The 13,011-nt window shown below is 64.2% G+C and carries 9 protein-coding genes; 1 reads left to right on the forward strand and 8 read right to left on the reverse strand.

Going from position 1 to position 13,011, the window contains the following annotated elements:
* Positions 1 to 46: 46 nt before the first annotated feature.
* The gene (locus ACG0Z6_RS08555; protein WP_394460395.1) at positions 47 to 667 is read right to left on the reverse strand and encodes a response regulator; all 621 of its coding nucleotides are present in this window, start codon (positions 665 to 667) and stop codon (positions 47 to 49) included.
* On the reverse strand, positions 664 to 2,064 hold the full coding sequence (locus tag ACG0Z6_RS08560) for a sensor histidine kinase (RefSeq protein WP_394460397.1): 1,401 nt from the start codon (positions 2,062 to 2,064) through the stop codon (positions 664 to 666). Before ACG0Z6_RS08560 ends, ACG0Z6_RS08555 begins: the two co-directional genes overlap by 4 nt.
* Before the next feature lie 388 nt (positions 2,065 to 2,452).
* Here ACG0Z6_RS08560 and ACG0Z6_RS08565 point away from each other — a divergent pair, with 388 nt between their 5' ends.
* Positions 2,453 to 4,540, forward strand: a complete 2,088-nt coding sequence (locus ACG0Z6_RS08565) for a putative bifunctional diguanylate cyclase/phosphodiesterase (RefSeq protein ID WP_394460399.1) — start codon at positions 2,453 to 2,455, stop codon at positions 4,538 to 4,540.
* 24 nt (positions 4,541 to 4,564) lie between these two features.
* Here ACG0Z6_RS08565 and ACG0Z6_RS08570 read toward each other — a convergent pair whose 3' ends face one another.
* The 6 genes from ACG0Z6_RS08570 to infB form a co-directional block, all read right to left on the reverse strand.
* Positions 4,565 to 5,683 (reverse strand): enoyl-CoA hydratase/isomerase family protein, encoded by a 1,119-nt coding sequence (locus tag ACG0Z6_RS08570; RefSeq protein WP_394460401.1) that lies wholly within the window; start codon positions 5,681 to 5,683, stop codon positions 4,565 to 4,567.
* 56 nt (positions 5,684 to 5,739) lie between these two features.
* Entirely contained in the window at positions 5,740 to 6,639 is a 900-nt protein-coding gene (locus ACG0Z6_RS08575; protein ID WP_394460403.1) for a DMT family transporter, read from the reverse strand.
* Positions 6,640 to 6,686: 47 nt separating this feature from the next.
* Complete coding sequence (typA, locus tag ACG0Z6_RS08580) at positions 6,687 to 8,522, reverse strand: translational GTPase TypA (RefSeq protein ID WP_394460405.1); 1,836 nt, start codon at positions 8,520 to 8,522, stop codon at positions 6,687 to 6,689.
* Between the two features lie 50 nt (positions 8,523 to 8,572).
* The gene (truB, locus tag ACG0Z6_RS08585) at positions 8,573 to 9,550 is read right to left on the reverse strand and encodes a tRNA pseudouridine(55) synthase TruB (RefSeq protein WP_394460407.1); all 978 of its coding nucleotides are present in this window, start codon (positions 9,548 to 9,550) and stop codon (positions 8,573 to 8,575) included.
* Between the two features lie 62 nt (positions 9,551 to 9,612).
* Positions 9,613 to 9,996, reverse strand: a complete 384-nt coding sequence (rbfA, locus tag ACG0Z6_RS08590; RefSeq protein ID WP_394460408.1) for a 30S ribosome-binding factor RbfA — start codon at positions 9,994 to 9,996, stop codon at positions 9,613 to 9,615.
* Positions 9,997 to 10,061: 65 nt separating this feature from the next.
* On the reverse strand, positions 10,062 to 12,983 hold the full coding sequence (gene infB / locus ACG0Z6_RS08595; RefSeq protein ID WP_394460409.1) for a translation initiation factor IF-2: 2,922 nt from the start codon (positions 12,981 to 12,983) through the stop codon (positions 10,062 to 10,064).
* Between the last annotated feature and the right edge of the window lie 28 nt (positions 12,984 to 13,011).

The raw sequence follows: 13,011 nt of genomic DNA on the forward strand, positions 1-13,011 counted from the left end.
TCCACGGGCTATCGATAGCACCAAGTGACACCAAAAAAATTTCAGGTCACTCAAGGAGTGGTTTTCCTGTGCGCGCGAACCTCAGCAGCTCTAGAGGCGTATTCACACCGAGTTTTTGGCGAATGCTGGTTTGGTAGTTGGCCACGGTTTTGGGGCTCAGGCAGAGGTCGCGCGCGATCTGCTCCACGCGCTTGCCATCCGCCAGGGCTTGCAGCACCTCGAACTCGCGTACCGACAGCACCGCCTGCGGGGGCGGTTCTTGCTGCAGGCGCTGCTGCAAATCTGCGGCCAAGGCGCGGCGCCCGGCGGCCACTTCACGCACGGCCGACACCATCTCGGGTGGCGCGCTGCACTTGGTCACAAAGCCCAAGGCCCCGGCAGCCAGGGCCTGCGCCACGGTGGCCGCATCGTCGTGCATGCTGAACACCAGCACGCGCGCCTGGGGCCAGCGTGCACGCACACGCCGCGTCAGCTCCAGGCCGCTGCAGCCAGGCAGTTCCAGGTCGAAAATCAACACCTCGGGCAGCACGGGCTGCGCGAGCAGCGCAGCGTAGGCGGCTTCGGCGTCAGCCGCCTCCAGTGCAACGCGCATGCCCTCCAGCTCCAGAAAGCGCCGGTAGCCCGTGCGCACCACAGCGTGGTCGTCCACCAGGGCGACGCTGATCATCTCGGCTGCCCTTGCTGTACTTCATCGGCAGCAGCGCTGTGCGCGGGCAGCGCAAACCAAGCTTGCAGCGCCAGCCCGCGGCCCTGCAAGCCGCTGTCCGCACTGAAGGCGCCGCCCAGCACCCACACGCGCTCTTTCACGCCCGCCAGCCCGCTGCCGCGGCACAGCGCGGCATCAAGACCCCCTTGCAGCCCCAAGCCGTCATCAACCACACGCCAGCGCAGCTGACGGCGCTTGGGGTCATGGCTGATGTGCACCCAAGCCTGCTGGGCCTGGGCGTGGCGCATGACGTTGGTCAGCGCCTCTTGGGTGATGCGGTAGAGGCCCAGCAACAGCTCACCGGGCAGCACCACCTCCAGCAAGGCCGTACTCAGTCCATCTTCGGCCCGCAGCTCAAAGTGCAGCTGTGGGCGCTCGGGGTGGGCGGCAGCACGCCAGCCTTGCAGCAGCTGCTCCACCATCTGACTCAAACGACCCAGCGTCTGCGCAGGCGGGCTCTCACCTTGGACGGACATCCCTTGTGGGCGCAGCCGCCTGAGCAGGTGACGCACACCGGTCTGCAATGCACTCACATGCGCGCCCACGTCTTGCAGCACCTGCTCCACTTGGGCCGAGCGATGGGGCTGGCGCTGCAGCCAGTGCACGTCCACCCGCAGCGCAGTCAGGCACTGGCCGGTTTCGTCGTGCAGGTCGCGCGCCACGCGCTGGCGTTCGTCTTCCTGCAAACACAGCAGCCGGTGCGCCAGCACGCGCCGTGCGCTCTGGGCCTGTTCCTGGGCCTGCACCAGCTGGCGCAGGGCCTGTGCAATCAGCTCGAACTCAGCCACAGGCATGGGGGGCAGCTGCGCCAGCCATTGGGGTTGCTGGCGTTCAATGCCCTCAATCGCATGCGCCAACTGCGCCAAGGGCGCGAGGGTGCGCGCCAGCACGCCTCGCATCACCCAGGTGCACAGCAAGACCACCCCCGCTAGGATCAACAGCAAGCCCAACACATTGCCGCCGGCCTCCAGCAGCTCACTGTCTGGGGAGGTGCTGAATCTGGCCACGCCACGTTGGCCGTCTGGCAAAGGCACGCCCACATCGAGATGCTGCACACCGCGCCCCCACAATGCGTGTGCCCACGCTGGCAGCGTCACCGCAGGCCGCCCCACCACCAAGCGCTGCTGCCCCTGGGCATCGAACAGCTCCAAACTCATGTGGCGCAGCGGCAGCTTCTGCAGGGCCGCCAGCGCCGTCGGCTGCAGCCCTTGTTGCTGCAGCTCATGGAGTGCTTGTTGCAGCCGCACCAGGGCTAAGGTCGCTTCCATTTCACGCTGGGCATCCATGCGCATGCCCACCCCGGCACCCAACAGCAACAGCAGCAAACCGCCCGCAGCCACCCAACTCACGCGTTGCATCAGAAGGCGCGGTAAAGCCAGGCGCTGCACATTCGGCCCGCTCTGGGACTCCGGACTGACCTTGGACTTTGCACTCCGAAGTCTGGGCAGGGGCAACGCGGTGATTGGGGAACCGGGCATCGTCGGCGCGAGAAATGGGGCAGACAAATACAGAGCCGGGCCGAGCCATCCGCCCCTGGCGCCACCTATTGAGCAGTGCTTTTACCGCGGCTGCCCTGCCCTGGGCTCCGCAATTGCCCGCGCCACCCTGCAACCGCGGGGTACTGGTGGGTTTTCACGGACATGCCGAATTTCTCCGTTTTTTCAACGCATCACCCATCTCGGGAAGCCACAGAATCACTCCAAGACACGCGAACCATGCCCTCTCCCTGACCACAACGATGCGCCCATGATCCTGTATTTGGTGATCACCAGCTTGGTGTCCCTGTGCCTGTTGCTGACAGCGATCGATGCCTTGCGCACGCTCAGTTCCCTTCCTGCGGATAGCCAGACCAACCGCACCCTGTGGCTCAGCGTGGTGCAGCTGCATTACGCCTTGATCTGTCCCTGGCTGCTGCAGGGCTTGAGTTCAGCATGGCTGCCTTTGCTGGCGGCCTGCCTCAGCGCAGCAACCTGGCCTGTGCTGCTGCCAGCCTGGCGTTTGCACTGGTTCCAGCACGATGCCACCGAACCTGAGGCCCCTTCAGCCCATAAGCCTTGGCATGCACGCATTGCACCTCGCGCCTTGGTAGGCCTAGGAGCCGTAGCTTGGGGGCTGGGGGGATTGTTGAGCTGGTTGATCTTGCTGTCCTGGGCCAGACCTGTTGGGCATTCGCCCCTGAGCGGAGCTCAATGGCTCTTACCCGCATGCACCGCCGCCGCAGGCCTGCAATATGCTGGCTTGGCGGTGTTGCTGCTGGTCGATGCGCCGCGCTGGCAAACCATGACCAGCCGCCTGGGTTTGGGAGCTTTGGTGGTCCTGCCAGCCGTGTGGATCAATGGCTTGCTGTTGCCTCATGTGGCGGCCTCGGAGCGCAGCGAAGGGCTGTTGATGACTTGCGTGGGGGCCATCGCCATCTTGTTGCTGGCCCTGCACTACCGCCAGCAGCTCCCAGCCCACGGCACTGACGCGCATGCCACACAGCAGCTTGCACCAAGCACCGACCCCTTGACCCACATGCTCAGCCGTATTGGGCTGGAAGAAGCCCTGGGGCTGGCGGTCTTGGATGCAGACAGGACCCAGAGCGGGCTGGCGGTTTTGTCATTCAACCTGGATGGCTTTGGCCCCATCAATGCCAGCTTTGGGCACGATGCGGGTGACGAAGTGCTGCGTGAGACTGCGCGGCGCATCAATGGCTTCATCGGTACCCAGGGCAGCGCTGGGCGCATTGGTGCGGACGACTTTGTGCTCATGCTCCCCTGCAGCACGCAGCGCGCGCCCATCACGCAGCTGACAGAGCAGCTGCAGCAAGCACTGGCACAACCTTTCATGGTGCAAGGCAATGAGGTGATCTTGACCTCCTCCGTGGGCATGGCGCTCTACCCCGACCACGGTGGCCCCTCGCAACTTCTGCGCAGCGCACTGGCAGCCAAGCAAGCCGCCAAACGCCTGGGCGGCGCCTGCTGCATCTGGTTCGAGCCCCGTATGGGCAACGATGCGCGTGATCAACTGGAACTGCTGCAAGACCTGCGCAAAGCGCTGGAGCGCGACGAGCTGGAGCTGTTCTTCCAACCCAAGATCGACGCCGCCAGCGGCCAGGTCACGGCAGCTGAGGCGCTGCTGCGCTGGCGCCACCCCACGCGTGGCATGGTGCCGCCCGATCAGTTCATCCCCGTGGCTGAACGCTTTGGCTTTATGCGCGAGTTGGGCAATTGGGTCATCTCTGCCGCCTGCCGGCAGGCCCAGCAGTGGCGCCAGCATGGGCTGCGCATGCGTGTGGCCATCAACCTCTCAGCGCACCAAATGCGCCAGGCTGATATCGTCAACCGACTGCAAGACGCTTTGGCCGAATGCCGCATTCACCCCTCGCTCTTGACCTGCGAGATCACCGAATCGGTATCCATGGAGGACACGGCCGCCACGCAAGAGACCTTCCGGCGGCTGGGCCAATTGGGTGTGCACCTGTCCATCGACGACTTCGGCACGGGCTACTCCAGCCTGAGCTATTTGCGCCAGCTGCCCGCCAGCGAGCTCAAGATTGACCGCTCTTTCGTGGTGGATGTTGACACCAGCCCCGACGCACGCGCCGTGGTCGATGCGGTGGTCAAGCTGGCCCATGCCCTGGGCCTGCGCGTGGTGGCCGAGGGCGTAGAAACCGAGCGCCAGCAAAATGCCTTGCTGGCCCTGGGCTGTGACGAATTCCAGGGCTACCTCTTTGCCCGCCCCATGTCGGCCCAGGCCATTCTGATGTGGGCCATGGGTGAGATGCAAAACCGCTCGCTGAGCTTCAGAGACTCGCTGTTTGGCGGGGCCACGTCCTACACCACCATGCAATAGCCCGGGCCAAAGACCGGAGGCGACTCAGCTCAGGTCCCGCAAGGGATGTTCATGGGTGGCCCAGGGGCTTTGGAAAAACACCGCTACTTGGGCTTCATGCACCTCATCCGAAGTCGCAGGGTTCCAACGCGGCGCATGGTCTTTGTCCACGGCCAAAGCCCGGATGCCCTCCACCGTCTCGCTGGCGGCACCGGGCCGGGCGTGGAAGCAGTGGTGGACCATATCGCGCTCCATGCGCAGCTCCTGCGCCAAGCCCTGCCCGCGCGCGCGCCGCAGCTGCTCCAGCGTCACGGCCAGCATCAGCGGTGAGCGCTGCCGCAACACCGCCAGGGTATGCGCAGCCCAAGGGCTGGTGTCTGCCTCCAGGCGGTGCAGCAATTCATGAACATTGGGCGCGCTGAAGTGCTTGTTGATACGGGCTTGCTCCACCCAGTGCTGCAGCGGCGGCGCCAGGTCCACACGCTCCATCACGGTGGCCACCACGCGCTCGGCGGAGTTCTGTTCGCCCTCATGCAAGGCCGCCAAAAGCCCAGGCATTTCGCCTTGGGGCACATAGACATCGGCCAGACCCAGCTCAATGGCATCACCCGCGCCCAGCACCTGCCCGGTGAGTGCCAGCCATTGGCCCGCATGACCGGGGCAACGCGAGAGGAAGTAGCCGCCACCCACATCAGGGAACAACCCGATATGGGTCTCGGGCATGGCCAGGCGGGATTGATCGGACACCACGCGCAGCTTGCAGCCCTGGGCCAGCCCCATGCCGCCGCCCATCGCCACACCGTCCATCAGGGCAATGGTGGGCTTGGTGTATTCGTGAATGAGGTGGTTGAGCCGGTATTCCTCAGTGAAGAAGTCTTCCAGCCGTGGGTCTTGGGCCAACGCCGCCTGATGGAAAAATCGGATGTCACCCCCAGCGCAAAAAGCTGGTGCCTTGCCCTCTCGGCCTTGGCCGATGAACACCACGGCCTGCACCTGCGGGCATGAGCCCCAATGCAGCAGCAAAGTCGTGATGTCGCGCACCATCGCCAGCGACAGGGCATTGAGGGCCTGGGGGCGGTTGAGGGTGATCAAACCCACAACACCCTGAACTCGGGCCAAAACCTCCCCGTTTGAACACAGCGGGGGCAGCAGCTTGTCAGACATCGTTGAACTCCCTCGAATCAATCGCTTCCTGTCGCAACAGCCCGGATGCGCTGCACTCAGCGTGCGGCCCGGATGTTGATGGCTTCGTTGAACGCCAAAGCAGCCAAAACCATACCACCACCGATCAGGCTGGCAGCCGCTGGCGCCTCACCCGCGCCCCACCATGCCCACAGCACGCCCAGCACCACTTCCAACAAGCCCAGCAGGGCGATCTCCGGCGCGGGCAACTCACGGCTCAGGCGCACCACCAGCAAACAAGGCAGGACCAGCTGAAACAGCCCCAGCCCACCCAGCAGCAGCAAATCCTGCGGTGTGGCCGACCAGCTCCAGCGCGAGAACAGCATCACCGCGCCCGTGAACAAAGCTGAGGCCAACGCGCCCATCCACAGCGCGCACAACATGGTGTCAGGTTCATCGGCAGAGGCGGAAGCGGCCCGCGCTTTGTGCTGCAGCACCGTCCAGTTGGTGGCAGCCGCCAAGGGCACGGCCAACGCAATGAGCATACCCCGCCAGTGTTGTGCGCCCATGTCCATCTGCAGCGCAAACATCAGCGCCACACCGGCACTACCAAGGGCCATGGCCCACCAGGTGTGGGTGGGCATGCGGTGCTGCAAAAACAGCCGCGCAAACAGCGCAGTGAGCAAAGGCCCCAGGGCCATGGTGACCAGCACATTGGCCACGCGTGTGAGCATGATGGCCTGCATAAAGGCCGTGAACATCACCGCCCAGCACAGACCCGACAGCCACACGGCCCTTGGCGCTTTCAAGACGCTGCGCAGCCAGCGCCGCCCCTGCAAATGCGTCAGCGCCAGCGCCATGAAAAGCGCCGTGAAGGCGCTGCGCCAGAAGGTGACTTCAAAGCCCTGCGCGGCCTGCAGGTGGCGGGCCACCACCCCGGCGCTGCTCCACAGCAGCGTCACCAAGAGCATCAGCGCCACAGCGCGGTGGCGGCTCATCGATGAGATGCTGGGCGGGGCAGTGTTGCGCACAGGGCCAAAAGCAATCAGCCCGCAGAGCTTTCGCGAGCCATGCGCTTGCGCTCGTGCTCGACGAGGTAGCGCTTGCGCAGGCGGACGCTCTTGGGGGTGATTTCCACCAGCTCGTCGTCCTCGATGAACTCGACACCGTACTCCAGCGTCAAGTCAATGGGCGGCGTGATCTTGATGGCATCTTCCTTGCCGCTGACGCGGAAGTTGGTGAGCTGCTTGGTACGCGTGGCGTTGACCACCAGGTCGTTCTCGCGGTTGTGCACGCCCACGATCATGCCCTCGTACACCGGGTCACCGGCCTTGACGAACATGCGGCCACGGTCGTCCAGCTTGCCCAGGGCGTAGGTGAAGATTTCACCGGCGTCCATGGAGATCAGCACACCGTTCTTGCGGCTGCCGATGTCACCACGGTGAGCTTCGTAGCCGTCAAACAGGCTGGACATCAGGCCCGAGCCGCGCGTCAGGTTCAGGAACTCGGTGGAGAAGCCAATCAGGCCACGCGCCGGAATGCGGTACTCCAGACGCACGCGACCGCGGCCGTCCGGCTCCATATTCACCAGCTCGCCCTTGCGCTCGCCCAGGGCCTGCATCACGCCGCCTTGGTGGCCTTCTTCCATGTCCACGGTCACCAGCTCGATAGGCTCGCACTTCACGCCGTCGATGTCCTTGAACACCACACGCGGCTTGCCCACGGCCAGCTCATAGCCCTCGCGGCGCATGTTCTCCAGCAAGATGGTCAGGTGCAATTCACCGCGACCGGAGACTTCAAACACGCCGTCTTCGCTGGTTTCTTTCACGCGCAGGGCCACGTTGTGCTGCAGCTCTTTTTGCAGGCGGTCCCAGATCTGGCGGCTGGTCACGAACTTGCCCTCACGCCCCGCCAAGGGCGAGGTGTTGACGCAGAAGTTCATGGTCAGGGTGGGCTCGTCAATCATGAGCATGGGCAGAGGCTGGGGGTTGGCCGGTTCGGTCACCGTCACGCCAATGCCAATGTCTTCAATGCCGTTGATCAGCACGATGTCGCCAGGGCCAGCTTCCTGCACCTGCATGCGGTCCAGACCTTGGAACTTCAGCACCTGATTGATGCGGCCCTTGATGGTCTTGCCCTCGGGGCCTTCCATCACCAGCACGTCTTGTCCGGGCTTGATGGTGCCAGCGTTGATGCGACCCACGCCGATGCGGCCCACGAAGGAGGAATAGTCCAGCGAGGAAATCTGCAGCTGCAGCGGCGCGCTGGGGTCACCTGCGTGCGGCGGCACATGCTTCAAGATGGTTTCAAACAGGGCCGACATGTCCGGGCCCCACTGCGCACCAGGCTCGCCCTCTTCCAGCGACGACCAGCCGTTGATGCCCGAGGCATAGACGATGGGGAAGTCCAGCTGTTCGTCAGTCGCGCCGAGCTTGTCGAACAAGTCAAAGGCTGCGTTGATCACGGCATCGGGCTTGGCGCCGGGCTTGTCCACCTTGTTCACCACCAGAATCGGGCGCAGGCCCAGTGCCAGGGCTTTCTTGGTGACGAAGCGCGTCTGGGGCATGGGGCCTTCTTGCGCATCGATCAAGAGCACTACACCGTCGACCATGGACAGCGCACGCTCCACCTCGCCGCCGAAGTCCGCGTGGCCCGGGGTGTCGACGATGTTGATGTGGGTGTCCTGCCAACGCACGGCGCAGTTCTTGGCCAGGATGGTGATGCCCCGCTCTTTTTCAATCGCGTTGGAGTCCATCACGCATTCGCCCACCTTTTCGTGGTCTGCGAAGGTGCCGCTTTGGCGCAGCAGTTGGTCCACCAGGGTGGTTTTGCCATGGTCCACGTGGGCGATGATGGCGATGTTGCGGATTTGCTTGCTCATGGGGCAACTCTCAGGACGGCTATCGGTAGGGGTGATGGGGTGGAGGGCACTCAGGCCACGGGCGCACGCGCAGTGGCTTGCACCAACATGGCGGCGATTTCCGGCGGACTCAACAGACGGTCGGCGATCAACTCGCCGGCCTTGACGTGGCCGCTGCCCAAAAAGGCTCGCGGCCGCACGCCGTAAACACGAACTTGCGCCATGTCTGGCGCAGCCACACGACGGCGCATGCCCGACAAAAAGCGCCCGGCCTCCTCGTCAGGCAGCTCAACGCTGGGCCATTCGGCCAGCAGCGCATCGGGGCTGGCGAGCAAACCCAAACGGGCCTCCTCGTCCAAGGCTTCAATCTGCGCCAGCGTCACGGCTTGCTCCAGCTTCACGGGCCCGCTGGCTGTGCGGCGCAGACCCGCAAGGTGCGCGCCACAGCCCAGGCGCTGGCCAATGTCTTCGGCCAGGGTGCGCACATAAGTGCCTTTGGAGCACTGCACTTGCAGCTGCAGCTGCGCCAGCTCGGCGTCCCAGCCCATCACAGTGAGGCTGCGGATATGCACCTGCCGCGGCGTGCGCTCCACCGTCACGCCCTGGCGCGCGAGTTCATACAAAGCCCGGCCCTGGTGTTTGAGGGCCGAGTACATGGGCGGCAGCTGGGAGATCGGGCCCACAAAGGCCGCGCACGCAGCTTCGATGGCGGGCAGATCGGCCGTCACGGGACAGCGCTGCAGCACCTCGCCTTCGCCGTCAGCCGTGGTGGTGGTGACACCCAGCTGGATGGTCGCCAAATAGCCCTTGTCAGCCTCCAGGCTGACTTGGCTGAACTTGGTGGCCGCACCAAAGGTCAGCGGCAAAAGGCCCGTGGCCAAGGGGTCCAGCGTGCCCGTGTGGCCCGCTTTCTCAGCACGGAACAGGCGCTTGACCTTTTGCAATGCATCGTTGCTGGACAAACCCAGAGGCTTGTCCAGCAGCAGCACGCCATGCACGGCACGGCGCACGATGCGGGGACGGGGGGAAACAACAGCGTTGGAACTCATGATCGATCGCTCACCCCCTAAAGCCCCGACACCGAGGCTTGCAGCAAGGTGCTCAAGAAAACTCAGTCTTGGCGCGTTTCCTCGTCGTCGCGCGCCTGTGTGGAATTGGCCTGGTTGATCAGCGCATTGAGCTCAGCGGCGCGCTCAATGCTGCGATCAAAGTGGAAATGCAAACTCGGCACGGTGTGGATGTGCAAGCGCTTGAACAAGCCGTTGCGCAGGAAACCTGCAGCCTCATTCAAAGCCGCCTGGGTGGCTGCGGGGTCGCCCACCAGCAGCGAGAAAAACACCTTGGCATGGGCGTAGTCGGGCGTGACCTCCACCGCGTGCACCGTGACCATGCCCACGCGTGGGTCTTTCAGATCACGAATCAGCTCGGCCAGATCGCGCTGGATTTGGTCCGCCACGCGCAGACCGCGGTTGGGTATAGATCGCTTGTGTCGCATGGCAAATACCTCAAACAACAAAGCCCGGCGGTCTCCCGCCGGGCGTAGGCTGACAGCTGAATGTGTCAGAGCGTGCGGGCCACTTCCTTGATTTCAAAGAACTCAAGTTGGTCGCCTTCAGCAATGTCGCTGTAGTTGCGCAACTTGATACCGCACTCGAAGCCTTCCTTGACTTCCTTGACGTCGTCCTTCTCGCGGCGCACCGACTCCACCTCGCCGGTGTAGATGACGATGTTGTCGCGCAGCAGGCGGAACTTGGCGTTGCGGCGCACCAGACCGGAGGTGACCATGGAGCCCGCGACCGTACCGATCTTGGACGCCACGAACACGACGCGAATCTCGGCCGTACCCAGCGCTTCTTCCTTCTGCTCGGGGGCCAGCATGCCGCCCATGGCTGCCTTCACCTCATCCACAGCGGCGTAGATGATGTTGTAGTAGCGCAGATCCACACCATTGTGCTCAGCCAACTTGCGCGCACCAGCGTCGGCACGCGTGTTGAAGCCAATGATGATGGCCTTGGAGGCAATCGCCAGGTTGACGTCGCTCTCGCTGATACCGCCCACCGCCGCGTGCACGATCTGCACCTTGACCTCGTCGGTCGAGAGCTTGAGCAGCGACGTTGCCAGCGCTTCTTGGGAGCCCTGCACATCGGCCTTGATGATCAGCGGCAGGGTCTGCACGTCGCCAGCGCCCATGTTCTCGAACATGTTCTCCAGCTTGGCAGCTTGCTGCTTGGCCAGCTTGACGTCGCGGTACTTGCCTTGGCGGAAGGTGGCCACTTCACGGGCGCGACGCTCGTCGGACAGCACCATGAATTCGTCACCGGCCTGCGGCACATCCGACAAACCTTGGATTTCCACCGGAATGGACGGGCCAGCTTCCGAGGTCGGCTTGCCGTCTTCGTCCAGCATGGCGCGCACACGGCCGTAGGTCGAGCCTGCCAGCACCACGTCGCCACGCTTGAGCGTGCCGGACTGCACCAGCACCGTGGCCACAGGGCCGCGGCCCTTGTCCAGCTGGGCTTCGATCACCAGGCCCTTGGCCAGCGACGTCACAGGCGCCTTGAGCTCCAGCACTTCGGCTTGCAGCAGCACTTGTTCCAGCAACTCGTCAATGCCTTGACCGGTCTTGGAAGACACACCCACGAAGGGTGAATCACCACCGAACTCCTCGGGCACGACTTGCTCGGCCACCAGCTCGCTCTTGACGCGGTCCAGGTTGGCATCGGGCTTGTCGATCTTGGTCACTGCCACCACGATGGGCACACCGGCCGCCTTGGCGTGGTGAATGGCTTCGCGGGTCTGAGGCATCACGCCGTCATCGGCCGCGCACACCAGAATCACGATGTCGGTGGCCTTGGCACCGCGGGCACGCATGGCGGTGAACGCCTCGTGGCCAGGGGTGTCAAGGAAGCTGATCATGCCGCGCGGCGTCTCGACGTGGTAGGCGCCGATGTGCTGCGTGATGCCGCCAGCTTCGCCAGCGGCCACACGGCTGCGACGGATGTAGTCCAGCAGCGAGGTCTTGCCGTGGTCGACGTGACCCATGACAGTGACCACCGGAGCACGGGCCAGCACCTCGTGCTGCGACTCCGCCGCTGCGCCCTCTTCTTCCAGGAAGGCATCGGGGTCGTCCAGCTTGGCCGGGAAGGCCTTGTGGCCCATTTCCTCGACCAAGATCATGGCCGTTTCTTGGTCCAGCTGCTGGTTGATGGTGACCATCTGGCCCAGCTTCATCAATTGCTTGATGACCTCAGAAGCCTTGACGGACATCTTGTGCGCCAGGTCCGCCACGGAAATGGTTTCCGGGACGTGAACCTCTTGCACCATCGGCTCGCTAGGCGCCACGAAGTTGGAGGGCATGGCACCGCGGTCATTGCGGTCACCACGGCGTCCGCCCGAGCGGCCACCCGGCGCCTTCCAGCCACCGCTGCGTGCAGCACCGGCTGGGGGCGCATCGGTGCGGCCCTTGACGGCGCCGCGCTTCTTGCTGTCGTCGGCCCAGCTGGAAGACAGCTTCTCGCTCTTGACGGACTTCTTGTCGCCAGGCTTGGCCGCACCTGCTGCAGCCGGTGCTGCAGCGCCGGGCGTGCCAGGCTTTTTGTGAATGGTGCCCTTGATTTCCTTGGCCGGCTCGGCCTTGGGCTCTTCCTTCTTCGCCACCAGCACCTTCTTGGGTGCATTCATCATGGCGCGGATGGCCGCAGCCTCGGCTTCAGCGGCCTTGCGGCGACGCTCCAGCTCGGACTGGCGGGCTTTTTCGTCAGCGCTGGCGTCCACGGCCTTGACCACGCGCAGCACGGGCTTGGGCGCTTCGGCGGCAGGGGCTGCAGCCACTGGGGCTGCCGCTGCAGGCGCGGGAGCAGGTGCAGCCGCCGCTGGTGCGGGCGCTGCGGGTTTGGCTTGCGCCGCCTTGGCGGCTTTGCGAGCTTCTTCCTCAGCCTTGGCACGAGCCTGAGCTTCAGCGGCCAAGCGGGCTTCTTCAGCTTCGCGGGCCAGACGCTCTTCCTCGCGGCGCTTTTCTTCAGCTTCGCGGGCACGGCGTTCGGCTTCCTCGCGCTCACGCACACGCTGGGCGAGTTCTTCCTCTTGCTGGCGCAGGGCTTCGGCCTGGGCGCTGGCTTCTTCTTCGCGGCGCTTGAGTTCAGCCTCTTCCGCAGCCTGTGCGGCGGCTTCGTCAACGCCGTCTTCGCGTTTGACAAACACGCGTTTTTTCTTGACTTCGACCTGGATGGTGCGGGCTTTGCCCGACGCATCGGCTTGCTTGATCTCGCTGGTGGTCTTGCGCGTCAGCGTGATTTTCTTGCGTTCGGCACTGGATGTGCCATGCGCTTGGCGCAGGTAGTCCAACAGGCGTTCCTTGTCGTTCTCGTTCAGGGTGTCCTCGGCAGATGCCTTCTTGACGCCCGCGGCATGCAGCTGCTCCAGCAGCGTGCTGGCAGGCCTGTTGAGCTCTGCAGCAAACTGGGCAACGGTGGTCACGGCCATTGTGAAATCCTTCAGCTTTATTCGTCGG

This window comes from Roseateles rivi (genome assembly GCF_043555845.1).
GTDB classification, from domain to species: Bacteria; Pseudomonadota; Gammaproteobacteria; order Burkholderiales; family Burkholderiaceae_C; genus Roseateles; species Roseateles rivi.